23 protein-coding genes and 1 other RNA gene are annotated in these 24846 nt (G+C 62.0%); 13 read left to right on the top strand and 11 right to left on the bottom strand.

Annotated features, from left to right (window positions below; genetic code table 11):
• Window positions 1-103: 103 nt before the first annotated feature.
• From XCSCFBP4642_RS0114635 to sucC, 4 genes are all read right to left on the bottom strand, one after another.
• The gene (locus tag XCSCFBP4642_RS0114635; protein WP_029220453.1) at window positions 104-1744 is read right to left on the bottom strand and encodes an NAD+ synthase; all 1641 of its coding nucleotides are present in this window, start codon (window positions 1742-1744) and stop codon (window positions 104-106) included.
• 1 nt (window position 1745) lies between these two features.
• Window positions 1746-2138, bottom strand: a complete 393-nt coding sequence (locus tag XCSCFBP4642_RS0114640; protein ID WP_029220454.1) for an endonuclease domain-containing protein — start codon at window positions 2136-2138, stop codon at window positions 1746-1748.
• 386 nt (window positions 2139-2524) lie between these two features.
• Window positions 2525-3400 (bottom strand): succinate--CoA ligase subunit alpha, encoded by an 876-nt coding sequence (sucD, locus tag XCSCFBP4642_RS0114645; protein ID WP_029220455.1) that lies wholly within the window; start codon window positions 3398-3400, stop codon window positions 2525-2527.
• Window positions 3401-3424: 24 nt separating this feature from the next.
• Complete coding sequence (gene sucC, locus XCSCFBP4642_RS0114650; RefSeq protein ID WP_029220456.1) at window positions 3425-4594, bottom strand: ADP-forming succinate--CoA ligase subunit beta; 1170 nt, start codon at window positions 4592-4594, stop codon at window positions 3425-3427.
• Between the two features lie 230 nt (window positions 4595-4824).
• Between sucC and XCSCFBP4642_RS0114655 the strand changes: the two genes are divergently transcribed.
• The 3 genes from XCSCFBP4642_RS0114655 to XCSCFBP4642_RS0114660 all read left to right on the top strand — a co-directional run bounded on the left by XCSCFBP4642_RS0114655 (window position 4825) and on the right by XCSCFBP4642_RS0114660 (window position 8149).
• Window positions 4825-6438 (top strand): sensor histidine kinase, encoded by a 1614-nt coding sequence (locus tag XCSCFBP4642_RS0114655; protein ID WP_029220457.1) that lies wholly within the window; start codon window positions 4825-4827, stop codon window positions 6436-6438.
• Between the two features lie 60 nt (window positions 6439-6498).
• Window positions 6499-6573: non-coding RNA, sX9 sRNA (locus tag XCSCFBP4642_RS27205), on the top strand.
• 181 nt (window positions 6574-6754) lie between these two features.
• Entirely contained in the window at window positions 6755-8149 is a 1395-nt protein-coding gene (locus tag XCSCFBP4642_RS0114660) for a sigma-54-dependent transcriptional regulator (protein ID WP_053329570.1), read from the top strand.
• Between the two features lie 589 nt (window positions 8150-8738).
• Here the strand turns inward: XCSCFBP4642_RS0114660 and XCSCFBP4642_RS0114665 are convergent.
• The 3 genes from XCSCFBP4642_RS0114665 to XCSCFBP4642_RS0114675 form a co-directional block, all read right to left on the bottom strand.
• Window positions 8739-8858: a hypothetical protein gene (locus XCSCFBP4642_RS0114665; RefSeq protein ID WP_029220459.1), complete on the bottom strand. Its 120-nt coding sequence runs from the start codon at window positions 8856-8858 to the stop codon at window positions 8739-8741.
• Between the two features lie 75 nt (window positions 8859-8933).
• Window positions 8934-10664 carry a type IV-A pilus assembly ATPase PilB gene (gene pilB, locus XCSCFBP4642_RS0114670; protein ID WP_029220460.1) on the bottom strand — a complete coding sequence of 577 codons (1731 nt, stop codon included), beginning with the start codon at window positions 10662-10664 and terminating at the stop codon, window positions 8934-8936.
• Between the two features lie 135 nt (window positions 10665-10799).
• Window positions 10800-11228 (bottom strand): pilin, encoded by a 429-nt coding sequence (locus tag XCSCFBP4642_RS0114675; RefSeq protein WP_029220461.1) that lies wholly within the window; start codon window positions 11226-11228, stop codon window positions 10800-10802.
• A gap of 342 nt (window positions 11229-11570) precedes the next feature.
• On the opposite strand from XCSCFBP4642_RS0114675, the gene XCSCFBP4642_RS0114680 reads away from it, so the two are divergent.
• The 10 genes from XCSCFBP4642_RS0114680 to XCSCFBP4642_RS0114730 all read left to right on the top strand — a co-directional run bounded on the left by XCSCFBP4642_RS0114680 (window position 11571) and on the right by XCSCFBP4642_RS0114730 (window position 20933).
• Window positions 11571-12833 (top strand): type II secretion system F family protein, encoded by a 1263-nt coding sequence (locus tag XCSCFBP4642_RS0114680; RefSeq protein ID WP_029220462.1) that lies wholly within the window; start codon window positions 11571-11573, stop codon window positions 12831-12833.
• 6 nt (window positions 12834-12839) lie between these two features.
• Window positions 12840-13703 (top strand): prepilin peptidase, encoded by an 864-nt coding sequence (locus XCSCFBP4642_RS0114685; protein WP_029220463.1) that lies wholly within the window; start codon window positions 12840-12842, stop codon window positions 13701-13703.
• Between the two features lie 13 nt (window positions 13704-13716).
• Window positions 13717-14325, top strand: coding sequence for a dephospho-CoA kinase (coaE, locus tag XCSCFBP4642_RS0114690; RefSeq protein ID WP_029220464.1), 609 nt, complete (start codon window positions 13717-13719; stop codon window positions 14323-14325).
• Window positions 14326-15442: 1117 nt separating this feature from the next.
• The gene (locus XCSCFBP4642_RS0114695) at window positions 15443-16459 is read left to right on the top strand and encodes an IS30 family transposase (protein WP_029218148.1); all 1017 of its coding nucleotides are present in this window, start codon (window positions 15443-15445) and stop codon (window positions 16457-16459) included.
• An 830-nt stretch (window positions 16460-17289) separates the two neighbouring features.
• Window positions 17290-18252: an IS1595 family transposase gene (locus XCSCFBP4642_RS0114700; RefSeq protein ID WP_029219768.1), complete on the top strand. Its 963-nt coding sequence runs from the start codon at window positions 17290-17292 to the stop codon at window positions 18250-18252.
• 654 nt (window positions 18253-18906) lie between these two features.
• Window positions 18907-19320 carry a SymE family type I addiction module toxin gene (locus XCSCFBP4642_RS24910; RefSeq protein WP_033898399.1) on the top strand — a complete coding sequence of 138 codons (414 nt, stop codon included), beginning with the start codon at window positions 18907-18909 and terminating at the stop codon, window positions 19318-19320.
• A gap of 75 nt (window positions 19321-19395) precedes the next feature.
• Window positions 19396-19686, top strand: coding sequence for a type II toxin-antitoxin system TacA family antitoxin (locus tag XCSCFBP4642_RS0114715; RefSeq protein ID WP_029220466.1), 291 nt, complete (start codon window positions 19396-19398; stop codon window positions 19684-19686).
• The gene (locus tag XCSCFBP4642_RS0114720; RefSeq protein ID WP_029220467.1) at window positions 19683-20174 is read left to right on the top strand and encodes a GNAT family N-acetyltransferase; all 492 of its coding nucleotides are present in this window, start codon (window positions 19683-19685) and stop codon (window positions 20172-20174) included. The genes XCSCFBP4642_RS0114715 and XCSCFBP4642_RS0114720 overlap by 4 nt, the downstream gene beginning before the upstream one ends.
• Window positions 20175-20448: 274 nt before the next feature.
• Entirely contained in the window at window positions 20449-20634 is a 186-nt protein-coding gene (locus tag XCSCFBP4642_RS0114725) for a hypothetical protein (RefSeq protein WP_029220468.1), read from the top strand.
• Window positions 20631-20933: a type II toxin-antitoxin system RelE/ParE family toxin gene (locus tag XCSCFBP4642_RS0114730; protein WP_029220469.1), complete on the top strand. Its 303-nt coding sequence runs from the start codon at window positions 20631-20633 to the stop codon at window positions 20931-20933. The genes XCSCFBP4642_RS0114725 and XCSCFBP4642_RS0114730 overlap by 4 nt, the downstream gene beginning before the upstream one ends.
• Before the next feature lie 137 nt (window positions 20934-21070).
• On the opposite strand, the gene XCSCFBP4642_RS0114735 is transcribed toward XCSCFBP4642_RS0114730, so the two are convergent.
• The 4 genes from XCSCFBP4642_RS0114735 to rimK all read right to left on the bottom strand — a co-directional run bounded on the left by XCSCFBP4642_RS0114735 (window position 21071) and on the right by rimK (window position 24642).
• A complete protein-coding gene (locus XCSCFBP4642_RS0114735) occupies window positions 21071-22405 on the bottom strand; it encodes a sensor histidine kinase (protein ID WP_029220470.1) in 1335 nt (444 codons plus the stop codon).
• Window positions 22398-23075 carry a response regulator transcription factor gene (locus XCSCFBP4642_RS0114740; protein ID WP_003490678.1) on the bottom strand — a complete coding sequence of 226 codons (678 nt, stop codon included), beginning with the start codon at window positions 23073-23075 and terminating at the stop codon, window positions 22398-22400. The genes XCSCFBP4642_RS0114735 and XCSCFBP4642_RS0114740 overlap by 8 nt, the downstream gene beginning before the upstream one ends.
• Window positions 23076-23099: 24 nt before the next feature.
• Entirely contained in the window at window positions 23100-23576 is a 477-nt protein-coding gene (locus tag XCSCFBP4642_RS0114745) for a hypothetical protein (RefSeq protein ID WP_029220471.1), read from the bottom strand.
• Between the two features lie 178 nt (window positions 23577-23754).
• Window positions 23755-24642, bottom strand: coding sequence for a 30S ribosomal protein S6--L-glutamate ligase (rimK, locus tag XCSCFBP4642_RS0114750; protein WP_029220472.1), 888 nt, complete (start codon window positions 24640-24642; stop codon window positions 23755-23757).
• Window positions 24643-24846 lie beyond the last annotated feature (204 nt).

The following is a 24846-nucleotide window of genomic DNA, read 5'->3' on the forward strand; positions in this document are numbered from 1 at the left end:
CCCCTTGTTTATTGGGCAGGTCCTGCCGGCGTGAGGGAGGCCGCCGCCACACGCGCGCCGGCAACCAGTTCTACGACATCTCCGCAACGGGGCCTTGGGAGCGTTACTGCCCGCTGTAGCCGTTGGTGATCGGGTAGCGCCGCTCGCGCCCGAACGCACGCCGCGACACCTTCGGCCCCGGCGCAGCCTGGTGACGCTTCCACTCATTCAGCCGCACCAGCCGTAGCACGTGCTCCACCGTGTCGGCCGCGTATCCGGCAGCGACAATGTCGTCGCGCGACTGCTCCTGATCGACATAGCGGTACAGGATGCCGTCGAGCACGTCGTAGGGCGGCAGCGAGTCCTGGTCGGTCTGGTTGTCGCGCAGCTCGGCCGACGGCGGGCGCGAAATCACCGCCGGCGGAATCACCGGCGCGCCACCCACGGTATTGCGCCACTTGGCCAGGCCGAACACTTCGGTCTTGTACAGATCCTTGAGCGGCGCATAGCCACCGCACATGTCGCCATAGATGGTGGCGTAGCCCACCGCGTATTCGCTCTTGTTGCCGGTGGTCAGCAACAGCCCGCCGAACTTGTTGGACAGCGCCATCAACATCACGCCGCGGCTACGCGACTGCAGGTTTTCCTCGGTGATGTCCGGCTGGGTGCCTTCGAACATCGGCCCCAGCGCGGCGAGCAGCCCCTCGAACACCGGCGCGATCGCGACGGTTTCCAGCTTCACTCCTAGCGCGCGGCATTGCTCATCGGCCAGATCGTTGGACAGGTTCGCCGTGTAGCGCGAGGGCAGCCGCACTGCAGTGACGTTCTCGGCGCCCAGCGCGTCTACCGCCATCGCCAGCACCAGCGCCGAGTCGATCCCGCCCGACAGCCCCAGCCAGACCTTGCCGAAACCATTCTTGCGGCAATAGTCCTGCAGGCCGCGCACGACTGCACGCCAGGCCAGCGCATCCATGCTCTCGTCGCCATCGTCCACCCAGACCACCGGGGCGAAGCTGCGCTCGCCAGCGGCATAGTCCACCACCAGCCACTGGTCCACGAAGGCGGCGGCAGCCGGATGCACGGTGCCATTGCCGTCGGCCACCACCGAGGCGCCGTCGAAGACCAGCGCGTCCTGCCCCCCCACCACATTGAGATAGGCGATCGCCGCCCCGCTTTCGCGGGTACGCTCGGCCAGCAAGGCATCGCGCTGGGCATGCTTGCCGCGCTCGTACGGCGAGGCATTGGGCACCAGCACCAGCTCGGCGCCGGCCTGCACCGTCTTGGCCAGCGGCTCGGCGAACCACAGGTCCTCGCAGATCACCACGCCCACCTGCACGCCCTTGACCGTGACCACGCAGTTGTCGCCATCCGGGTCCACGTCGAAATAGCGGCGCTCGTCGAATACCGCGTAGTTGGGCAGCTCGCGCTTGCGGTAGGTCGCCTCGATGCGGCCATCGCGCAGCACGCTGGCGGCGTTGTACACCACGCTGCCGGCGCTCTGCGGCCAGCCCACCACCGCCACGATGCCGCGCGTGGCGGCCGCGATCCGCGCCAGCGCCTGTTCGCAATGGGCCAGAAAACCCGGCCGCAGCAGCAGATCTTCTGGCGGATAGCCGCTGATCGCCAGCTCGGGAAACAGCACGATGTCGGCACCGAACTCGTCGCGCGCTGCGGCGATGAAGGCGATGATGCGATCGGTGTTGCGCGCCACGGCACCGACCGGGAAGTCGAACTGGGCCATGGCGATGCGGAGCGTCTGGGACATATCAACGGCCTTGTGCGTGTGTTTTCCGAAGCACGGAAGCGGGAAGGGAGGAACGGGCCGCAAGCAAATCTCGCGCGATCATCTCGCAGACATCGCCGCCGCTGGCAAGAACTGCATTATTCCAGAAGCGCAGCACCTGGAAGCCCTCGCGGTGCAGGAAGGCATCGCGCGTGGCGTCCGCGCCGGGTGGCAGGTGCTGGCTACCATCGATTTCGACGATCAACGCCCGGGCGAGGCAGACGAAATCGACGATATAAGGCCCAATGGGAAACTGACGCCGGAACTTGAAGCCGAGCAGGCGTCGATCTCGCAACCGATACCAAAGCGCGCGCTCGGCTGCAGTCATCTCACGACGCAGGTGCCTGGCGAATCCGGTCTTGGCGGCGTGGCGCATGGACATTCCCGGCAGGAAGATGGCCAAGGTGGCTTATAGCGCCCGGGTGGCGCTATCGGTATTGATGGCACGTTGGCGTCGGAGATTGCCGCATGGAAGGCGCCCTCACCCCTACCCCTCTCCCGCACGCGGGAGAGGGGATGTCACAGCCATGAGCGTGGCACGCTCCGTCGATCAAGCAGGCAACGACCAGCCTGACATTCCTTGTGAATATGATCTCAGCAGCATCTTTGCTGTTGCTGTTGCTGTGGGTGCCGCTGTGGCTCCCTTCTCCCGCGTGCGGGAGAAGGTGCCCGAAGGGCGGATGAGGGCACCAACAAAAAAGGCCGCCCGAAGGCGGCCTCTCTGGACGCTTGCACGCTTGCACGCTTGCACGTGTGGCGTACTTACTTCACCAGCGCAGCGATCGCCGCACCCAGATCGCCCGGCGAACGGACGGTTTTGACGCCAGCGGCTTCCATCGCCGCGAACTTGCCTTCGGCCGTGCCCTTGCCGCCCGAGGCGATCGCACCGGCGTGGCCCATGCGCTTGCCGGCCGGCGCCGACGCACCGGCGATGAAGCCGACAACCGGCTTCTTGACGTGGTTCTTGATGTACTCGGCACCGGCTTCTTCGGCGTCGCCGCCGATTTCGCCAACCATGATGATGCCTTCAGTCTGCGGGTCTTCGTTGAACAGCTTGAGGCAGTCGACGAAGTTCAGGCCGTTGATCGGGTCGCCACCGATGCCGATGCAGGTGCTCTGGCCCAGACCCACTTCGGTGGTCTGCTTGACCGCTTCATAGGTCAGGGTGCCCGAACGCGACACGATGCCGATCTTGCCCGGCTTGTGGATGTGGCCCGGCATGATGCCGATCTTGCACTCGCCCGGGGTGATCACGCCGGGGCAGTTCGGCCCGATCAGCACGGTGTCCGGATGCGAGCGGGTCAGCACGTTCTTGACGCGCAGCATGTCCAGCACCGGGATGCCTTCGGTGATGCAGACGATGACCTTGATGCCGGCCGCAGCCGCTTCCAGGATCGCATCGGCCGCGTACGGCGGCGGCACGTAGATCACCGACGCATCGGCGCCGGTGCTCTGCACGGCATCGGCCACGGTGTTGAACACCGGCAGGTCGATATGGGTGGTGCCGCCCTTGCCCGGCGTGACGCCGCCGACGACCTGGGTGCCGTACTCGATCATCTGAGTGGCGTGGAAGGTGCCCTGCTGGCCGGTAAAGCCCTGCACGATCACCTTGGTGTTCTTGTTAATCAAAACGGACATGGATAGTTCCTTCGGTGTCGTGGATCAGGCGGCGTTCTTGACAGCTTCGACGACCTTCTTGGCACCGTCGTTGATGTTGTCGGCCGGGATGATGGCCATGCCGCTGTCGCGCAGCAGCTGCTTGCCTTCTTCCACATTGGTGCCTTCCAGGCGCACCACGACCGGAACCTTGACGCCCACTTCCTTGACCGCGGCGATGATGCCTTCGGCAATCATGTCGCAGCGGACGATGCCGCCGAAGATGTTGACGAAGATGCCTTCGACCTTGTCCGAGGACAGGATCAGCTTGAACGCCTCGATGACGCGCTGCTTGTTCGCACCGCCGCCCACGTCCAGGAAGTTCGCCGGCTCGCCGCCATTGAGCTTGATGACGTCCATGGTGGCCATGGCCAGGCCGGCACCATTGACCATGCAACCGATGTTGCCGTCCATGGTGACGTAGTTGATGTCCAGTTCCGACGCGGTCACTTCGGTCTCGTCTTCCTGCGTCTTGTCGCGCATGGCGACCAGCGCCTTCTGACGGAACGCGGCGTTGTCGTCGCTGTCGAACTTGCCGTCCAGCGCGTACAGGTTGCCGTCGTCCAGGATCGCCAGCGGGTTGATCTCGACCAGCGCCAGGTCCTTTTCGTTGAACAGGCGGTACAGGTTCACCATGATGCTGGCGAACTGGCCGGCCTGCTTGGCGGTCAGGCCGAGCTTGAAGCCGAAATCGCGGCCGTGATAGCCCTGCACGCCCTCGACGAAATCGACATTGAGCGAGTGGATCAGCTCCGGCGTCTCGGCAGCGACCTGCTCAATCTCGACGCCGCCTTCGGAAGAGGCGATGTAGGTGATGGTCTTGGTGCCGCGGTCGACCAGGATCGACAGGTACAGCTCCTTGACGATCTCACCGGCGGTGGTCACCAGCACCAGGTTGACCGGCAGCTCGACACCGGCGGTCTGGTAGGTGGACATCTTGGTGCCGAGCATCTTGGCTGCCGCGGCCTTCACGTCGTCGGTGGTCTTGCAGAACTTGACGCCGCCAGCCTTGCCGCGGCCGCCCGCGTGGATCTGCGCCTTCACCATCCAGGGGCCCTTGCCCAGGGAATTGGCGACTTCAACCGCTTCGTCCGGGGTCGCCGCGACCTTGCCGGCCGGAACGGGGATGCCGTACTCGGCAAGCAGCTGTTTTGACTGGTATTCGTGGAAATTCATGCGTCACCGTGGGAAAAGGAAACGACCGCTGCGTGCGACGCAGACCGCGTGGGCGGCACGTCATGGGACGCGAACGGGCCGCCTATTGTGGCCGACCGGGCCGTGCGGCGCAAAATTCGGCGATATTGCCGGCCGGATCCGCGCGGTTGTGCGGCATCCCAGCCTCCCGGCGGCCATGCGCGACCCGCACCTGCCTATACTCGCGTCACGTTTCAGCAAGGGGGTCCGGCGTGGCATTCAGCGCATCGCTCATCGACCGGATCCGGTCGGCGCCACAGCGCGAGCTGTACTTTTTCTCGCTGTACCGGGTCCTGGTTGCCGGGCTGATCGCCGCACTGGTGTTCAGCCCGCTGTCCGATGCCATCCCGGGCCCCCGCTATCCGCGCCTGGCCGCGGCGGTGGCCATCGGCTACCTGTCGATGGCCATCCCGCTGCTGTTCTGGGGCCGTAACGAGCGCCGCCTGACCGCCACTGTCCTGTGCGCAGTGGTGGCCGACATCCTGGCCGCCACCCTGACCACGCACGCCTTGCCCGGCGCCAGCGCCGGCATCGCGATGATGCTGCTGTTCAATGTCGCAGCCGCAGCAACCCTGCTGCGGCTGCGCTACGGCATGAGCGTCGCGGTGCTCGCCAGCGCCGCCATCGTGCTCGAATACCTGTGGACCCTGCTCGAAGGCGGGGCCGCCGCGCGTCCGGTGGCCGAGCTTGCGATGTTCGTCACCAGCTACGTCGCGGTGGCCTTCATCTGCGAACAGATCGCCTCGCGCGCGCGCCGCAACCAGGTACTGGCCGAAGAGCGTGGCGCCCAGGTCGCCAACCTCTACGAGATCAACGAGCTGATCATCCGGCGCATGCGCACCGGCGTGCTGGTGGTGGACGCGCACAACCACATCACCCTGGCCAACGAAGCGGCCCTGGCCCTGCTGGGCGATGGCGATTCGCGCACTGCACCGGCGGACCTGTCGCTGGTCGCGCTTACCCCGGAACTGGCACGCCGCCTGCAGCGCTGGCGCAGCGGCTGGCGCCAGGAAGAGGCCCCGCTGCAGCTGGGCGCAGACCGCCCGGAAGTGCAGCCGCGTTTCGTGCGCCTGCTCGCCGACAGCGACCTGGTGCTGGTATTTCTGGACGACGCCACCGTGGTCTCGCGCCGCGCCGAATCGTTGACCCTGTCGGCGATGGGCCGCTTCTCGGCCAGCCTGGCCCATGAAATCCGCAACCCGCTGGCCGCAATCAGCTACGCCTCGCAGTTGCTGGAAGAATCGCCGGACATCGGCGATGCGGACCGCCGCCTGCTGCAGATCATCAACCAGCAGTGCCAACGCACCAACGGCATCGTCGAAAGCGTGCTGGGGCTGGCCCGCCGCGAGCGCGCCAACCCCGAAACCCTGGATCTGGCTGCCTTCGTGCGTCGCTTCGTGGTCGAGTATCGGCAGACCCTGTCGATGGAGACCGACATCCTGGAGGCCAGCATCCAGGGCAGCGCGGTGCATGCGCTGGTCGACCCCAAGCACCTGCACCAGATCCTCACCGCGCTGGTCCACAACGCGCTCAAGTACGGCCGGATCATGGACGAACCGGCGCGGGTAAAGCTGCGCGTCGAACACCAGGAACGCATGGCCGTCATCGACGTGGTCGATCGGGGTCCCGGCATCCCGGAAACGGTGGCCGCCCAGTTGTTCCGCCCGTTCTATACCACCTCCGAGCACGGCACCGGGCTCGGCCTCTACATCGCCCAGGAGCTGTGCCGCGCCAATCAGGCGCAACTGGACTACGTGCCCGTACCCGGCGGCGGTGCCTGCTTCCGGATCCTATTGCAAGGACCCAACGGGCTGCTGGGCAAGTAAGAGCAGCTAACAGAACGACCGTGCAGGCGCGAGGCGGGCGCGGCCGGCGCTCGGTGCGGCATGTACCACTTGTACACTCCGGTTCCTCCGCACCGCCCACACCTACCTGACGACTGCTCGCTACGTTTGTTAGCCGCTCTCAGCCGGTGCGGTGTGCGTGCGTCTACCGGCCGCGCCCTGCGGTCCGCCCCGGTAGCCGGCGCCAGCCCTCTCATCCAGCCCTGCGGCGCAAACCGTTCGCGCAATGGCATGACGTTACTGGGCCAATGACGCTGACAATTGTCGACCGTCATCACGCTGGGCTATCGTGGGCAACATGAACGAACCGAAAAGTGCCCTGGTCGTCGACGACGAGCGCGATATCCGTGAATTGCTTGTTCTCACCCTGGGGCGGATGGGCCTGCGCATCAGCACGGCGGCCAACCTCGCCGAAGCGCGCGAGCTGTTGGCCAGCAACCCCTACGACCTGTGCCTGACCGACATGCGCCTGCCCGACGGCAACGGCATCGAGCTGGTCACCGAAATCGCCAAGCACTACCCGCAGACGCCGGTGGCGATGATCACCGCCTTCGGCAGCATGGATCTGGCCGTGGAAGCGCTCAAGGCCGGCGCATTCGACTTCGTCAGCAAGCCGGTGGACATCAGCGTGCTGCGCGGCCTGGTCAAGCACGCGCTGGAATTGAACAACCGCGATCGGGCGGCGGCGCCCGCACCGCCGCCGGAACAGGCCAGCCGGCTGCTTGGCGACTCCAGCGCCATGGAGAGCCTGCGCGCCACCATCGCCAAGGTCGCGCGCAGCCAGGCGCCGGTCTATATCGTCGGCGAATCGGGCGTGGGCAAGGAGCTGGTGGCGCGCACCATCCACGAACAGGGCGCGCGCGCGGCCGGGCCGTTCATCCCGGTCAACTGCGGTGCCATTCCCGCCGAACTGATGGAAAGCGAATTCTTCGGCCACAAGAAGGGCAGCTTCACCGGCGCGCACGCCGACAAGCCCGGCCTGTTCCAGGCCGCCCATGGCGGCACCCTGTTCCTGGACGAAGTGGCCGAACTCCCGCTGCAGATGCAGGTCAAGCTGTTACGGGCGATCCAGGAGAAGTCGGTGCGCCCGGTCGGCGCTTCCGGCGAGACCCTGGTGGATGTGCGCATCCTCTCGGCCACCCACAAGGACCTGGGCGACCTGGTTTCCGACGGCCGCTTCCGCCACGACCTGTACTACCGCATCAATGTGATCGAACTGCGTGTACCGCCCCTGCGCGAGCGCAGCGGCGACCTGCCGCAACTGGCGGCCGCGATCATCGCGCGGCTGGCCCACAGCCACGGGCGGCCGATTCCGCTGCTGACGCCCTCGGCCCTGGACGCGCTGGATCACTACGGCTTTCCCGGCAATGTGCGCGAGCTGGAAAACATCCTCGAACGCGCCCTGGCCCTGGCAGAAGACGACCAGATCAGCGCCAGCGACCTGCGCCTGCCCGCCCACGGCGGCCACCGCCTGGCCGCCGCCCCCGGCGCCGCTACGGCCGAACCGCGCGAAGCGGTGGTCGACATCGACCCCGCCTCGGCCGCCCTGCCCTCCTACATCGAGCAACTGGAGCGCGCAGCGATCCAGAAGGCCCTGGAAGAAAACCGCTGGAACAAGACCAAGACCGCCGCGCAGCTGGGCATCACGTTCCGGGCGTTGCGCTACAAGCTCAAGAAGCTGGGGATGGAGTAGCTGGAATGCCGGGATTGGGGATTCGGCATTGGGGATTGGTGACCGCATTGCTGCACAGACCCTGCTGGCCGGGTGATGGCAGGTTTGCATCTGAAAGAACCGAGGGCGGGGAGTTCCAGACCTGGGAACTGCCCGTGCGAATCTCCAATCCCGACTCCCCAATGCCGCCCAATCAGTCCTTGGTCACCCGACTGATCTCGGCTAGGCAGAAGGTAGCCAGAACTCCCTTCTCCCGCCCGCGGAAGATCGCGTATCGCCTTCTTCTCCCGCCTGCGGGAGATCACGTATCGCCTTCTTCTCCCGCTTGCGGGAGAAGGTGCCCGAAGGGCGGATGAGAGCGCTCAGTCCTTGGTCACCCGATTGATTTCCGCCAGGCTGGTCACCCCATGCGCAGCCTTCATCAGCGCCGACTGGCGCAGATCGCAGATACGATCTTCTGCGCCGCCTCGGCGATCTGCGTCGCATTGCGGCTCCTTCTCCCACTTACGGGAGATCGCGTCACCACTTTCTTTCCCCGCTTGCGGAAGATCGCGTATCGCCTTCTTCTCCCGCTTGCGGGAGAAGGTGCCCGAAGGGCGGATGAGGGCGCTCAGTCTTTGGTCACACGATTGATTTCTGCCAGACTGGTCACCCCGTGCGCAGCCTTCATCAGCGCCGACTGACGCAAATCGCGGATACCGATCTTCTGCGCCGCCTCGGCGATCTGCATCGCATTGCCGCCTTCTTCTTCCTTCTTCCTTCTCCCGCCTGCGTGAGAAGGTGCCCGAAGGGCGGATGAGGGCGCTCAGTCCTTGGTCACCCGATTGATTTCCGCCAGGCTGGTTACCCCGTGCGCAGCCTTCATCAACGCCGACTGGCGCAAATCGCGGATGCCGATCTTCTGCGCCGCCTCGGCGATCTGCATCGCATTGCCGCCTTCCAGCACGATCGCACCGATCTCGTCGGTCATCGGCATCACCTGGTAGATACCTGTACGCCCCTTGTAGCCTTCGGTGCACTCGTCGCAACCGACCGCTTCATAGAGCTCGATGTTCGCAACTTGCTCTGGCGTGAACCCTTCCGCCAGCAGCGCGTGCTCCGGCAAGGTCGACTTGCGCTTGCAGTTGTTGCACAACCGCCGCGCCAGACGCTGCGCGATCACCAAGGTCACCGAGGACGTGATGTTGTAGGGCGCAATGCCCATGTTCATCAGACGCGCAATGGTCTGCGGGGCGTCATTGGTGTGCAGTGTCGACAGCACCATGTGACCGGTCTGCGCCGCCTTGATCGCAATCTCCGCCGTCTCCAGGTCGCGGATTTCGCCGACCATGATGATGTCCGGATCCTGGCGCAGAAACGAACGCAAGGCCGCGGCGAAGGTCATGCCGCGCTTGTTGTTCTGCTGCACCTGGTTGACGCCCGGCAAGCGGATTTCGACCGGATCCTCGGCGGTGGAGATGTTGCGCGTCTCGTCGTTGAGGATGCCCAGCGCCGTGTACAGCGACACCGTCTTACCCGAGCCAGTCGGCCCGGTGACCAGCACCATCCCGTAAGGCTTGTGGATCGCCTCCAGGAACAACTTCTGCTGGTCCGCCTCATAGCCCAGCTTGTCGATACCCAGCTTGGCCGCGCTGCCGTCCAGGATACGCAGCACTACCTTCTCGCCGAACAGCGTCGGCAAGGTGCTGACGCGGAAGTCGATCTGCTTGGTCTTGGACAGGTTGAGCTTGATGCGCCCGTCCTGCGGCACCCGCTTCTCGGCGATATCCAGCTGCGACATCACCTTCAAACGCGCCGCGATGCGCTGATTCAGCTTCACCGGCGCCTTCGCCACGTTCTTCAGCAAGCCGTCGATGCGCAAGCGCACCCGGTAGTCGTCTTCGTACGGCTCGAAATGGATGTCGGAGGCTCCCCGCCTGATCGCATCCACCAGCACTTTGTTGACGAACTTCACCACCGGCGTATCGTCGCCCTTGGCATCGACCCCGGAATCCCCGCCGGCGCCCATGTCCTCGTCCCCGGCCGACACGTCCAAGTCGCCCATCTCGTCGTCGTCGCTCCCCAGCGACGAACCAAGCGCAGCATTGCTCGCCTGCCATTGTTCCAAGGTGCGACGGATTTGATCCTCATCGACCAGGATCGGCTCCACCACCAGGTTCGTATGGAACTTGATGTCATCCAGCGCCCGGGTCTGGGTCGGATTGCTCACCCCCACGAACAACCGGTTACCGCGCTTGAACAGCGGCAGCACCTGGTGCTTCTGGAGCAACTCCTCACTGACCAGCTTGACCGCGTTCTGGTTGGCGTCAAATGCCGATACATCCAGCAGCGGCATGCCAAATTCGACTGCGTTGGCGGCAGCTAACTGCGACGCTGAAACGAGCTTCTTCTCCGAGAACCATTGAGGCAATGGAATCTTCGCAAGAGCGGCTTGGTCCATCGCGCTTCGAGCGGCGCCCTCCTCCAGTGCACCATCCTGCACCAACCGGCGTGCAATGCCTGTAATTCCTACTAAGTTCGCCGCGACTGTACTCATCACAATCTTCTCCATTCAGAGTAACAGGACTCTCTTACTTCCAAACTTTTCCGCCAACAAAATACCAAAAAAGCCAAGCCCGCATCTGCGGGCTTGGCAAGATAGCTTCGCTAAGAATGGATACCAATCAGAAAATTAGGTGCGGCATTCAGCCGGACGATACTTGGCAACCAGGGTGCCGCCCTTGCAATCCCACGAAATGCGATCGGTAGGAACAGTGCCAGAAGTCAACGCAGCACCATTAGCGGTGGGAGCAAAAATGATCGTGCCGCCGCCGGCCTTATCGGTAGTGGTCACCGTAATGTTGCCCGTAGCGGCAGCAACGGCTACGCTAGCAACATTGTTGGTTGCTGTAGGAGCGGTCCAACCGCTATTCAGGGCAGAGCCGTTGGCGGCATTTTCGGCCACCACTGTCTTGGCGGCAGACGCGGCAACCATCGCTTCAGAGACGCGGCCACGAACGGTGTAGTCCTGATAAGCCGGCAGCGCGATGGCGGCAAGGATCGCGATGATTGCCACAACGATCATCAGTTCGATCAGGGTAAAGCCTTGTTGCTTCTTCATAGGTGTATCCCCAAGAGGTTGTTGGAATTGAGGCAGACTGGAGTGTGTCAGAACCGGCCCGCAGTTGTCTTGCGATTTAAGGCTAAGCAGGTTACGTGCCAACTTCGCACGAGCGCTAGGTGTGTTCCCCTGAGGGCAATGATTACAGACGTCCAGCAGATTGGAAGAGCGAATTCGCATAATTGCGACCTTCCAGGCAATGTGACGCTTTCCGTCACTTCCAGCCCCACTTGATGCGCGTTCCTGGGCGCACGCCACCCTCCGCACCTAAATGCCAGCCCTGCCCAAACGCGCTATCATGCCGCTAGCGCCGGCCTGGGGATGGCCGATGGGGAACTCACAATGTCTGTCGCACGTAATTCTATTAAGAAGCAAACGGTAGACCGTAGCACCAGTCAACCGTCACAGCTGTTCCTCTGGGAAGGAACCGATAAGCGCGGAATCAAGATGAAAGGCGAGCAGACTGCGCGCAACATGAACATGTTGCGTGCGGAACTTCGCCGTCAAGGTATCAATCCATCGGTAGTCAAGCTCAAGCCTAAGCCACTGTTCGGTGCTGCAGGCAAGAAAATTACGCCCAAAGACATCGCATTTTTCAGCCGCCAGATGGCGACCATGATGAAGTCGGGGGTCCCGATTGTGGGCTCGCTCGAGATCATCGGTGAAGGTCACAAGAACCCACGCATGAAAAAAATGGTGGGCCAAGTGAGAACGGATATCGAGGGTGGCTCCTCTCTTTACGAATCAATCAGCAGACATCCGGTGCAGTTTGACGAGCTCTACCGAAACCTTGTAAGAGCAGGTGAGGGCGCAGGTGTCCTGGAGACAGTGCTAGATACGGTTGCCACTTACAAAGAAAATATAGAAGCACTAAAGGGCAAGATCAAGAAAGCCCTATTTTATCCAGCCATGGTTATTGCAGTAGCCCTGATTGTCAGCGCCATCCTACTCATCTTTGTCGTCCCTCAATTTGAGGAGGTTTTTAAAGGCTTTGGCGCCGAGCTACCTGCTTTTACTCAAATGATTGTGGGAGCCTCACGCTTCATGGTGAGCTATTGGTGGATCATGTTATTCGTCATAGCAGGCGCCATCACCGGATTTATCTTTGCTTATAAACGCTCGCCAAGCATGCAACATACTATGGATAGGCTGATATTAAAAGTGCCTGTCATAGGCCAAATCATGCATAACAGTTCGATTGCGCGCTTCGCGCGCACCACTGCTGTTACCTTTAAGGCAGGTGTCCCACTGGTTGAGGCATTAGGCATTGTTGCTGGCGCCACCGGGAATCGCATTTACGAAGATGCGGTGATCCGCATGCGTGACGATGTGTCCGTTGGATACCCTGTCAACATGGCGATGAAACAGGTAAACCTGTTCCCACACATGGTTATTCAAATGACTGCGATTGGCGAGGAAGCTGGTGCGCTAGATGCCATGCTCTTCAAGGTAGCGGAATACTTTGAACAAGAGGTCAACAATGCCGTAGATGCACTCAGCAGTCTACTTGAGCCGATGATTATGGTCTTCATCGGTGTTGTAGTAGGCGGCATGGTCATCGGCATGTATCTTCCGATCTTCAAACTCGGCGCAGTGGTTGGATAAGACGTAATGGCATTTCTCGACCAGCATCCCGGTCTCGGCTTTCCTGCCGCGGCCGGACTGGGACTGCTGATCGGCAGCTTCCTGAACGTGGTGATCCTGCGCTTGCCCAAGCGCATGGAGTGGCAATGGCGGCGCGATGCGCGCGAGATCCTGGAGCTGCCGGACATCTATGAGCCGCCGCCGCCGGGGATCGTGGTGGAGCCTTCGCACGACCCGGTGACCGGCGACAAGCTCAAATGGTGGGAGAACATCCCGGTTCTGAGCTGGGTGATGCTGCGCGGCAAGTCGCGCTATAGCGGCAAGCCGATCTCGATCCAGTATCCGCTAGTTGAGCTACTGACGGCCTTCCTGTGCGTGGCCAGCGTGTGGCGCTTCGGCTTTGGTTGGCAGGGCTTCGGCGCGATCGTGCTGAGTTGCTTCCTGGTGGCGATGTCGGGCATCGACCTGCGCCACAAGCTGCTGCCTGACCAATTGACCCTGCCGCTGATGTGGCTGGGTCTGGTCGGCTCGATGGACAACCTGTACATGCCTGCCAAGCCTGCCCTGCTGGGCGCTGCGGTCGGCTATGTGTCGCTGTGGACGGTGTGGTGGCTGTTCAAGCAGCTCACTGGCAAGGAAGGCATGGGCCACGGCGACTTCAAGCTGCTGGCAGCGCTCGGTGCCTGGTGCGGGCTGAAAGGCATCCTGCCGATCATCCTGATCTCCTCGCTGGTTGGCGCCATCCTCGGCTCGATCTGGCTGGTCGCCAAGGGCCGGGACCGCGCCACCCCGATTCCGTTCGGCCCCTACCTCGCCATCGCCGGCTGGGTTGTGTTCTTCTGGGGTAACGACTTGGTGGACGGCTACCTGCGCTTCGCAGGCCTGCGTTGACCGGGGCACGGCGATGAGCGACTTCATCGTCGGCCTCACGGGCGGCATCGCCTCTGGCAAAAGCGCGCTGGCTGCCGAATTCGAAAAGCTGGGCGTGCCAGTGATCGATGCGGATGTCGTTGCGCGACAGGTGGTGGCGCCGGGGCCGATCCTCGATGCCATCACGAAGCGTTTTGGCCAAGGCATCTTGTTGCCGGACGGCACGCTAGATCGACAGGCCTTACGCCAGGTTGTTTTCGCGGATCCAGTTCAACGGAAGGCGCTCGAAGCCATCACCCACTCAGCCATCCGCGCCGAACTGCGTCGCGCGGCAATGGCTGCCCGGGGACCGTACACCATCGTGGCGATCCCGCTGCTGGCCGAAGCCGGGGGACGTGCCACCTATCCATGGCTAGATCACATCCTCGTCGTCGACGTGCCAGTCGCCTTACAACACGAACGCCTGATGCAGCGGGACCGAGCGACGGCCGAACTGGCCGATCGCATGATTACTGCGCAGGCGACGCGGGAGCAGCGGCTGGCCATCGCTGATGACGTCGTCTGCAATCACGGCGTGCTGGAGCAGTTGTCGCAGGCGGCACGCCGACTGGACGCGGACTATCGGGCACGCGCCAACCCTTAGGGAAACTCTGAACAACTCCCCCTGATCCTGCGACAATCGCACAGAGGCACCAGGACGATGACGATGCAACTGACCTTCGGCGACGCGGAGTACAACAGCAAGCGNGCCTGTAATTCGGGCAATACCCCGAAAACGTGCCGAAAACGGCAAAAAACCGGGGGTTTGAGCGCCCTCAGCGCGGCGGATGTGGCGTGTTTCGTTTCCGGCTGCGTTGATCAGACCATCCTTAGGCCGTTATGCATCGGCAGCCGCTTATGCGCTAGGCACAATAGGTCGATCGCCTTCAGATCAGACATGGTTGTAGCGATCACTGCAGAGCGCCGAGGATGCACGTAGGCGATCGCAGAAGCAGCGCAATGCTCGCCACTGGCGGTCATTCTTTTACGATAAGCTGCTTGCTGCCCAGGTAGAACCACGATGAGCTGCAGACATTCTCCAAGGAGTTGGACGCGATGCAGGACGTGCAGAAGCGGCGCCGGTACGCGGGTCTATTAGCTAGGGATGCTGTTAGCCTTTGGGCGATGTGTGCTGCCGTTACTCTCAGCATAGCCAAGCAAGGTCTGACGAGGCCAAATTTTCTGCCATACCTCAGCAATGCATGGATGACTGGACGATATGAATGCAGCTGACGATCATCAACAATCGCATCTCTTCGCCAGTCTAAGAGCTGGAAACACAAAAACCGCCTACGGGAATGACCAAAAAAGATGCAAGTTACCGAAAAGCTTGTTGGCCTGGCAACTGCCGCCCTGATGGCTGCCTCATTGCTCCTTTTTACACGGCCTGCGATTGCAGCTTCAAACCCAATTGAAGAATGCTACAGAGCTTGGGATACAAACATAACGTGCCCTACAAAAGGCGACGCACAGTTCGCGCTGCAGCAACGTGTAAACGCCGCCTGGTCGGCCGTACCAGATCGTGACCGGCGCATAATCTGCTGGAAGCCGCCTTATTTGTCCTCTCCATCGCACATCGTTCTAGGCGCTTACATCACACATAGCGGACCCAATCCGACCTGCGACGGCAACTATTATAGACAGTTTAGCCGCGGATACTCGCCCCTCCCCTTAGACTCAACTTCCAAGTGCAACACCCCGCCTTGACGTAGGGTAGCGGCATGGGCACACAGTACAGGCACCTGGGTTCCGAAGAACGCGCTTTGCTTCAAATTGAACTCGGTAACGGAATGAGCATCAACTCCATTGCAAGGCGACTCAATCGCAGTGCGTCCACCCTGTCGCGCGAGATAAGGCGACAGGGCGAACCTGTCTATGCGGCAACCAGCGCAGCCAGCAACTATCGGCTGCGCCGCAGAGCGTGCGTTCGAAGGCGCCGGCTTGTTGAAGGCAGTGCGCTCTTTCAGCAGGTGCGTGACGACTTGGTTCTGTATCGTTGGTCGCCCCAGCAAATTGCTGCCAAGCTCAAGGCCATGCATCCGGATGATCCAAGTCAACGCGTGAGTCACGAAACAATCTACGCCGCTATCTACGCGCATCCGCGTGGTGGTTTGAAGAAAGAGCTTGTGGAGGCGCTTCGTCAGCACAAGCCGACGCGAGGCTTGCGCCGTACAACCGCTGCCAAGCGCACGTGGGTGCCGGAGGAGCTGCGTATCGTCCATCGGCCTGAAGAGGTGGCGCAGCGCTTGATTCCTGGGCACTGGGAAGGCGACCTGATCAAAGGGGCTTTCAACCGCTCGTGCGTAGGCACGCTGGTGGAGCGAAAGACGCGCTTTGTGGTGCTGTGCAAGATGGATGGCTGTACTGCACAGGATGCGCTGGAGGGCTTCACGCGACAGATGAAGAAGCTGCCGCGTTTCCTACTGGGAAGCCTCACCTATGACCGCGGAACCGAGATGACGTGTTATCCAGAGCTGATGAAGCGGCTCAACATCGATCTTTGGTTCGCCGATCCACATGCGCCCTGGCAGCGCGGCAGCAATGAGAACACCAACGGCCTGCTGCGCCAGTTCATGCCAAAAGGCGCGGACTTGTCCAAGGCGAGCCAGGAGTATCTCAACAACGTCGCCGACCTGATGAACGCCCGGCCACGGCAGACGCTTGGCTGGAAGACGCCGAACCAGGCGCTGGAAGAAGAGATCGCTCAATTCAACTCACGTGTTGCACTTGCAAGTTGAGACCGCCGATTGTAAAGCTTGCAAACGAAATAAAAGAGAACACAAAGCCGAATTGCGAAAATGGCGACTGTAATTTGAATGCAGCTGCTGATGCAATGAGATTCCTGGCGAGTGCATCCTTTTCCTGCAACTACGAGGCTCCTTGCGCTGTCACTACGATGCCAAATTATGTTTATTTCTACCCACCTTTCATTGGCGCACCGGATGCGTCAAAACTTGCCAACCCTAATGGAGCATGCGGGTGTTTTCGGTCGGTACTGTTCCACGAAGCACTCCACCACGCATTAGGTTGGACCACGTCTGAAGATACGGTTAGGCGTGAAACGCGGAAATGTATCTCATGCGCGTCCAACTACACTGAGGGTGGGAAGCCGCTATGAAGGGCCTCTTCACTCTTGGCGCAGCTTTAATTTTGACATTCGTGCTAGCTGCTGGTTGCACAAAAGGCTATGGTGACGATTCGAGCGTTGTGGACGTTGCGCCACCGCCACCGGATGTTGGTACTCTTACGCAATTCAAATCATGTTCAATCGATCTCAAAAGAGTAATAAGTGAGAGCGAGAAATGTCAAATTAAAAAGCTATCAGCAAGGTGTCTGCCAGCCGATGACTGCATGGTTCAGTGTATTTCAAGCCCTGATGGCGTGAAAGTTGGAGGCGGGTGCGAGCACGCCTGCTTCTCAGGACTGCACACTCGTCCTCCCGCTCCGCCGAAGTGGTCTGAATGCTTTAAAGGCTTACCTGATTAGCCCTGACCATCAGCCGCCTGTCGCAGGATCTGCGCCGCGCTGGGTGGATGCTGCTGTCACCTGAAGCCAACGAGGTGGCGTGATGAGTATCAATGCCGTGCAGTTCCAAGCGGGATTGTCGATGCCTGAGTTCTTCGCGTCCTACGGCACCGAAGCCAAGTGCTATCGCGCGCTTTACAAGTGGCGCTGGCCGCAAGGCTTTCGTTGCCCTGTTTGTGCCGGACGCGTGCGCTCGCGTTTCAAGCGGGGTGCTGCGATCTACTACCAATGCAGCGCGTGCCGGCATCAGACCAGCCTGATTGCAGGCACGATGTTCGAAGGCACCAAGCTGCCGCTGCGCACCTGGATGCTGGCGTTGCACCTGCTGACCTCGACCAAAACCAACATGGCCGCGCTGGAGTTGATGCGGCATCTGGGCGTCAACTACAAGACGGCCTGGCGGATGAAACACAAGATCATGCAGGTTATGGCCGAGCGCGAATCCATGCGGAAACTGGCGGGTTTCGTGCAGATCGACGATGCCTATCTCGGCGGCGAGCGTAACGGTGGCAAGGCCGGACGCGGATCGGAGAACAAACAAGCGTTCCTGATTGCGGTGCAGACCGATGCCACCTTCACCGCGCCGCGCTTTGTGGTGATCGAGCCGGTGCGCAGCTTCGACAACACCTCGCTGCAGGACTGGATTGCCCGTCGCTTGGCGCCCGAATGCGAGGTCTACACCGATGGGCTGGCCTGCTTCCGCCGGCTAGAAGACGCCGGCCACGCGCACACCACGCTGGACACTGGCGGTGGTCGTGCCGCGACCGAAACGGCCGGTGCACGTTGGCTCAACGTGGTGCTGGGCAATCTCAAACGCGCCATCAGTGGCGTGTATCACGCCATCGCGCAAGGCAAATACGCAAGGCGTTACCTGGGAGAAGCGGCCTATCGTTTTAATCGTCGATTCCGCTTGCGCGAGATGCTGCCACGACTTGCCACGGCCATGATGCAATCCACACCATGCCCAGAGCAGGTTTTACGTGCAGCGAGCAATTTTCATGGCTGAGAGTCGGGGCTAATCAGGAAGGCTTATGAACGGTAGCCAGACCAGTCCGATAGTACTTCATAGGCCGGGATGCATGGCGGAATGTTCAACCATCCGGCATGAATTTTTGGTCCAGCATACGCGCCACGCAGGCACCGCTAATGCGGTGGTTAAACGCAATGTCCAAGCTCTTGCGGATGAAGTCGCCTACCACGGTTAGGCACTTCATGCAGCGACCACTTGCCAGCCCATAATTAATCATGGAAAGAGAAGCGGAAAATATATTTGGTACACCAGAGACGGTACAGCCTGGCGGATAGCAGAGACAGATAACTGACTAAACCAAGCAGTTGACATCCCAAACAACCAGTAGCAATCTCCACCTCAAGGAGCGTAGAAACTCCTCTCATAGCGGTACCCACCTCCGTCAAACTGGTGGGTTTTTTGTGCCTGTTCGCAGGCGCAAGCCGACGCGATGCCTTCGTCGGGAGGGCGGCTAATACAACACTCCTTCGGGAGGAATACGCCCGCCGGCTATGAGCGGTTTCTAACCTCCCGACATCCCGTCGCCGGCCGGCGACGGTGCCTGTTCTTCGAAGGAGGCGTTGTCATGACAGATGCATCGGTATTGGCTGGTGGGCGTCGTCGCTCCATGGTGCTGGTGGAGGTGAGGCGATGAGCCGGGCGCAGTCTCCAACCGCCAAGCGGTCCAAACCAAATGCCAAGCGCACCGCTTCCGCCAAGCGGGCAGCCACGCCGATAAAGGACGCGCAGCCCATGCGGCTGGTGCCGTCGCCCGCGTTCGATGTTGACAACCTCGACTTCGACCGACGCCACAGGCCTCGCGCGGACGATCTGCCGCCGCGGCCACCGCGGCCACCGCGCAAGGCACGCACGCCCACGCGCTGTACGGTGGGTTATGCGTTCTACGATGCAGAGCCGGGCCGGCCACACAGCCAGCGGATTCCCAGCGTGCGCTTGCGCGGGCTGTGGCTGGAACAGTTGGGGTTTGCGGTTGGCTGCAAACTGCAGATCAAGGCGCGCGCGGGCGAGTTGGTGGTGACAGTGGAGCGCGCGCCCTCGCAATGAATGAGCGGCACATTATCGTAATGACATCGACATTACGCAGGCGCTACACTGTACCGACCAGCAGGAGGCAACGCCATGTCCACACCAAGCACGACACCCGGCAAGCGCGAGACGTTGAATCTCCGCATCAGGCCGGAGGAGCGCAGCCTGATCGACCGGGCCGCCAAGGCGCGGGGGAAGAACCGTACCGATTTCGTGCTGGACGCGGCGCGCTCGGCGGCCGAGGAGGCCTTGCTGGACCAGACTCTCATCGCGGCCAGTCCGGATGCCTACGCGGCCTTTTTGGCGCGGCTAGACATGCCCCCGCAGCCGAATGCGCGCCTGCGCAAGACGATGCAGACGCCCGCGCCCTGGGAGAAGGCATGACGGTATCGGCGCCGGAGCCGCTGACGGCCCATCACCGGGTCGAACCGTTTGCATCGGGTGTGGAAAGCCTGGACCACTGGCTCAAGCGCCGCGCCCTGAAAAACCAGGCAACCGTCGCGTCCCGGACCTTCGTTGCCTGCGCGGACGACCGGGTGGTGGCCTATTACGCCCTGGCGTCGAGTGCGGTCGCCGTTGATGCCGCGCCTGGCCGCTTCCGCCGCAACATGCCGGACCCGATTCCCGTTGTGGTGCTTGGCAGGCTTGCTGTTGACCAATCCCTGCACGGCAGAGGCTTTGGCCGCGCCCTGATGCGGGATGCCGGCAAGCGCATCCTGCATGCAGCCGACATCATCGGCATTCGTGGGCTACTCGTGCATGCGCTCTCCGAAGGCGCCAAGGTGTTCTACGAGCGCATCGGCTTCGAGCCGTCCCCGCTGGATCCCATGTTGCTGGTCGTCACGCTGGAAGACCTGAAAGCCAGTCTGTGAGGTTGTCAGGGCGACCATAGAGAATGAAAAGGGGGCGCGGAAGGTAGCGCGCTTTATGGCTGAAAATCTGCTATCGATCACGGGGAGAGATTGCTGGCAAAGCCCTCGCGCCCAGGGGCGCTCCTACGCAAGCTCGGGTTGGTTCGCGATGGAACCGCCATACCTCCTGGGATGACCTGCGGTAGGTCAGCGTACGGCGCTTTTCTTCGGCTGTTCTGGCTCTGCCGGATCCTCAGGACTAGAATCGAACCGACCCTTTCGTAAGGTAAAGGCCATGTCCGCCCTTTTTAAACAGAAGGCCCACCAGCTGGTGGATGCATTGCCGGAAGATGCGCGCTGGGAAGATCTGATCTACCAGGCTGCACTGCACCGAGCGATCGAAAAGGGGATCGCAGAGGCCGACGGTGCTCAGTTGATTGCTGCGGAGGACGTGCTCCGGCAGCTTGAATTGTCTGCGTGAAGGTCTACTGGACGCCAGGCGCCCAAGCTAGGTTGCTGGAAGTCCAGGCTTACCTTAAGGAGCATGCGCCACTGGTAGCGAGTACGGTTCCAATCACTCTGGCGCGGCGTGCTTTGGAGCTGGGTCATTCGCCCGCGATGGGTAGGCTGCTGGAGCGCTACGCGCCGGCCGAGGTGCGGGAGTTATTAGAACGCCCTTACCGCCTGATTTACCGAGTAACGGCGACTCAGGTGGACATTTTGACGGTGCTGCACTATCGCCAGCTGATGCCATCGGATCTGACCGACCTGCAACGTTGAGTGCCTGTGGATTGGTCTGAAACTACCGGACAATGCGTTGTGGGTCGCTTAGGGACAGGCATCACCTACCGGGTAGCGGACACTACCAGCAAGGCCGTCGCGCCCGGGTGCGCTCCTACGCGACCGCGGGTGGTTGGTCAGCGATGAAAGGCTAGTGTTGCGATGACACCACGCTCCTGGCCTGGCCGCACGCTCACGCGCCAGCCATACAGGTCGCACAGCCGGCTCACGATGGACAGGCCGATGCCGCCGCCTTGCGAATGGCCGGCATGGGTGCCGCGGTAGCCGCGTTGGAACAGTTTGGCGGCGTCTTCTTCGCTCAGGCCGGGGCCGGAGTCGATGACTTCTACCGCGTCGCCCAGCACGCGAACGCGCACCTGGCCGTCTTGGGTGTACTTGACCGCGTTGCCGATCAGGTTGCCCAGCGCCACCGACAAAGCGGATTCGGGCGCGTCGATGACCAGGTCGCGCTCGCCCTCCAGCAGCAGCTCCAACGGCTTGCCACCGAGCTGGGCGCGATGCGCGTCGATCAGTTGTTCGGCCACCTTGGCCACGTTGCTGCTGCCCTGCCCGCGTTCGTTGCGCGAGAGCAACAGCAGCGAGCCGATCAAATCGCTGCACTGCTGTTCGGCGCGCTGGATGCGCTGCAGGCGTTGCAGCACCTTTTCGTCGAGATTGGGCTTGGTCAGCAGCAGCTCGGTAGCGCCGCGGATCACCGCGAGCGGGGTGCGCAGTTCGTGGCTGACGTCGGCATTGAATTCGCGGTCGCGCTGCACGACTTCAGTGAGGCGCGCGGAGTAATCGTCCAGCGCTTCGGCGAGCTGGCCAACCTCGTCATCCGGGAAATGCGCGGCCAAGGGCTTGGGCTCGCTGGTGCCGCCACGGTAGGCACGCAGGCGTGCGGCCAGATCCGAGACCGGGCGCATCACCTTGGAGGCGGACCACCAGCCGATCAGCAGCGAAAAACCGCTGAATACCAACACCGACAACATCAAGGTGCGCTTGAGCTGGATCTCGCCCTTGAGCGTCTGGGTCATGTCGTAGGCGAGGAAGAACCACTCGCTGGGCGTTTTGCGCACCGCCAGCTTGTACGAATACGCATTGCCGCTTTCGTCCACGCCGGAGATGGTGTGGATACCGTCCGGGAACTGGTACCACTCCGGTTGCTCGAGGCGCAGCGCCTCGAACTTGTCGCGCTTGACCACGCGCCCACGCATCTGCTGCACCGGCAGATCGGGATTGCGCAGCGGATCGGAATAGAACCGTTGCGCGAACGCATCGATGTTGCGATTCATCACATCTTCGACCAACTGGTTTTCCACGCGCGAGCGCGCCCAGTTGGTGGCGAAGGCGAACAATGTCGTCAGGCAGAAGCCCAACAACACGAACGAGAGGATGATGCGGCTACGCAGGCGTCGCCGGTAGCGGCCACGCCTGCGGGCGGGCCGCGATCCGCCAGCACTCTCAGGCATCGGGCGAGGCGATGCGGTAGCCGATACCGTGACGGGTCTGGATCATCGGCACATCGAAGGGCTTGTCGACCACCGCGCGCAGGCCGTGGATATGCACGCGCAGCGAGTCAGAATCCGGCAGCTCTTCGCCCCAGACGCGGGTTTCCAGCTCCTGGCGCGTGACCACGGCGGGCGAGGCCTCCATCAGCGCCTGCAGGATCTTCAGCGCGGTGGGGTTGAGCTGCAGCAACTTGCCGCGGCGGCGCACTTCCAGCGTGTCCAGGTTGTATTCCAGGTCACCGGTTTCCAGCACGCGGGTGTGCACGCCCTTGCCGCGACGCGACAGTGCGTTGAGGCGTACTTCCACTTCCTGCAAGGCGAATGGCTTGATCAGGTAGTCGTCGGCGCCGGAGTCGAAGCCGGCCAGCTTGTTGTCCAGCGAGTCGCGCGCGGTCAGCATCAGCACCGGGGTCTGCTTGCGCGCTTCGTTGCGCAACTTGCGGCAGACTTCGATGCCGTCCATCCCGGGCAGGTTGAGGTCGAGCACGATGGCGTCAAACTCGTGCACCACCGCCAGGTGCAGGCCGGTTACGCCATCGGCGGCGAAATCCACGGTATGGCCGCGGTCTTCGAGGTAGTCGCCGAGATTGGCGGCGATGTCGCTGTTGTCTTCAATTACTAGAATTCGCACTGGAACCTCGTTCTTTAAGCTTTTTTAGCGCTGGCGCCGAGAAATTTCGTCTTGACTCACTGTGGTCTGACGGCGCCGCTGGGCGGCCGTCATGCACTGTTTCGTACTCATTTGCGAACCAGTTGCGCGCTCGCGCCGACAAATCAGCCGGCTATCTTCGCTTGCCTTTGTCAAAATTCTGGTGACGAGCTCCTGATCGTTGCGCACCGACGCCAGCTGCTCTGGCTGCAGTGCCTGGGCGTTAGGCTGCACTTCGAAGACGGCTTCGAGCCGATCAAGCGCCGCGCTCACCTTAGCGCGCTCATCCTGACTGATCTCGGAGTACTTCTCGCCTGCAGCAAGATCGGTACGTACCCGAGCCGCCTGCGGCTTGAACGGCTTGTCCACATCAAGCACGACCGCAAACGCGTGCTCGTTGAAAAAACACGCCGCGAGCAGCAGTCCACCAACACTCCACAGCCTTGCCATGCGACGCCTCCTTGTGCCTGAGCGATTTAACATTTGGCGAATGTAGACGCGAACTTCAATAGCGGCAAGCCGTCCATAAAAAGGCCCAAGTGCAACAACGCACTTGAGCCAAAAGTTTATCCCGATCACCGTCACTGCCGAGAGCGGAGCTACGGTCGAGAGAGGCTAGCGAGCCGGAGATTATTTTTTCGTTAAATTTTCGCTAAAGCACTCAGCCATCCGATCGGCGGGTCGCCCGCTCCAGATGCTGGATGATGTGGGTGGCCACATCGACGCCACAGACCCCCTCAACGCCTTCCAGGCCCGGGGTGGAATTCACCTCCAGCACCAGCGGCCCGCGCTTGGAGCGGATGAGGTCGACGCCGGCCACCGCCAGACCAAGCGCACGTGCCGAGCGCACCGCGACCTCCTGTTCCTGCCTGGTCGCCTCGGCCACCGCGGCGCTGCCCCCCAGATGCAGATTGGAGCGGAAATCGCCCTCGGCGGCCTGCCGGCGCATGGCCGCCACGACGTGGTCACCGACCACGAAGCATCGCAGGTCGGCGCCTTCGGCTTCGCCGATGAACTCCTGCACGATGAAGTTGGCGTACAGCCCGCGCAGCGCTTCGACCACACCGCGCGAGGCGCTGGCCTTCTCGGTCAGGATCACTCCGGCCCCCTGCGCCCCTTCGTTCAACTTCACCACATGCGGCGGCGGGCCGAGCATGGAGAGCAGGTCCTGGGTGTCGTCGGGGTTGTCGCCGAACACGGTGACCGGCATGTCGATGCCCTGCGCGGCCAGCAACTGGTGCGCACGTAACTTGTCGCGCGAGCGCAGGATGGCGTCGGAGGGGTTGGGCGTGTAGGTGCCCATGAATTCGAGTTGGCGCAGCACTGCGGTGGCATAGCGGGTCACCGATGCGCCGATGCGTGGAATCACCGCATCGAAACCGGTGATCGGCTTTCCCTTGTAGTGCAGGCTGAAACCGTCGGCGGCGATGCGCATGTAGCAGCGCAGCGGGTCGAGAATACGTACCGTGTGTCCGCGCTTGCGCCCGGCCTCGATCAGTCTGCGCGTCGAATACAGCTTGCTGCTGCGGGAAAGGATGGCGATTTTCATCGCGGCAGGTACACGGCGCGGCCTGGACATGGTCGGAGTCTGATGACGGAGTGAGCCAAGTCCGTAGGTCTGCCGGTCGTCAGGGCATCAGGGCTGCCAGACCCTGTACGCAACGATCGAACCGGTGTGCGACGGCCCCGAGGACGAAGATGCGATGACGCATCGACACGTGTTGCAACAGCGCACACGCGACGCAGCTTCAAC

The sequence above is a fragment of the Xanthomonas cassavae CFBP 4642 genome (genome assembly GCF_000454545.1).
Classification (GTDB): Bacteria; Pseudomonadota; Gammaproteobacteria; order Xanthomonadales; family Xanthomonadaceae; genus Xanthomonas; species Xanthomonas cassavae.

Coding starts and splice junctions, on each gene's coding strand:
- XCSCFBP4642_RS0114635 (WP_029220453.1), bottom strand. CDS start 1,744: ATGTCCCAGACGCTCCGCATCGCCATGGCCCAGTTCGACTTCCCGGTC.
- XCSCFBP4642_RS0114640 (WP_029220454.1), bottom strand. CDS start 2,138: ATGCGCCACGCCGCCAAGACCGGATTCGCCAGGCACCTGCGTCGTGAG.
- sucD (WP_029220455.1), bottom strand. CDS start 3,400: ATGTCCGTTTTGATTAACAAGAACACCAAGGTGATCGTGCAGGGCTTT.
- sucC (WP_029220456.1), bottom strand. CDS start 4,594: ATGAATTTCCACGAATACCAGTCAAAACAGCTGCTTGCCGAGTACGGC.
- XCSCFBP4642_RS0114660 (WP_053329570.1), top strand. CDS start 6,755: ATGAACGAACCGAAAAGTGCCCTGGTCGTCGACGACGAGCGCGATATC.
- XCSCFBP4642_RS0114665 (WP_029220459.1), bottom strand. CDS start 8,858: ATGCAGATCGCCGAGGCGGCGCAGAAGATCGGTATCCGCGATTTGCGT.
- pilB (WP_029220460.1), bottom strand. CDS start 10,664: ATGAGTACAGTCGCGGCGAACTTAGTAGGAATTACAGGCATTGCACGC.
- XCSCFBP4642_RS0114675 (WP_029220461.1), bottom strand. CDS start 11,228: ATGAAGAAGCAACAAGGCTTTACCCTGATCGAACTGATGATCGTTGTG.
- XCSCFBP4642_RS0114680 (WP_029220462.1), top strand. CDS start 11,571: ATGTCTGTCGCACGTAATTCTATTAAGAAGCAAACGGTAGACCGTAGC.
- XCSCFBP4642_RS0114685 (WP_029220463.1), top strand. CDS start 12,840: ATGGCATTTCTCGACCAGCATCCCGGTCTCGGCTTTCCTGCCGCGGCC.
- coaE (WP_029220464.1), top strand. CDS start 13,717: ATGAGCGACTTCATCGTCGGCCTCACGGGCGGCATCGCCTCTGGCAAA.
- XCSCFBP4642_RS0114695 (WP_029218148.1), top strand. CDS start 15,443: ATGGGCACACAGTACAGGCACCTGGGTTCCGAAGAACGCGCTTTGCTT.
- XCSCFBP4642_RS0114700 (WP_029219768.1), top strand. CDS start 17,290: ATGAGTATCAATGCCGTGCAGTTCCAAGCGGGATTGTCGATGCCTGAG.
- XCSCFBP4642_RS24910 (WP_033898399.1), top strand. CDS start 18,907: ATGAGCCGGGCGCAGTCTCCAACCGCCAAGCGGTCCAAACCAAATGCC.
- XCSCFBP4642_RS0114715 (WP_029220466.1), top strand. CDS start 19,396: ATGTCCACACCAAGCACGACACCCGGCAAGCGCGAGACGTTGAATCTC.
- XCSCFBP4642_RS0114720 (WP_029220467.1), top strand. CDS start 19,683: ATGACGGTATCGGCGCCGGAGCCGCTGACGGCCCATCACCGGGTCGAA.
- XCSCFBP4642_RS0114725 (WP_029220468.1), top strand. CDS start 20,449: ATGTCCGCCCTTTTTAAACAGAAGGCCCACCAGCTGGTGGATGCATTG.
- XCSCFBP4642_RS0114735 (WP_029220470.1), bottom strand. CDS start 22,405: ATGCCTGAGAGTGCTGGCGGATCGCGGCCCGCCCGCAGGCGTGGCCGC.
- XCSCFBP4642_RS0114745 (WP_029220471.1), bottom strand. CDS start 23,576: ATGTTAAATCGCTCAGGCACAAGGAGGCGTCGCATGGCAAGGCTGTGG.
- rimK (WP_029220472.1), bottom strand. CDS start 24,642: ATGAAAATCGCCATCCTTTCCCGCAGCAGCAAGCTGTATTCGACGCGC.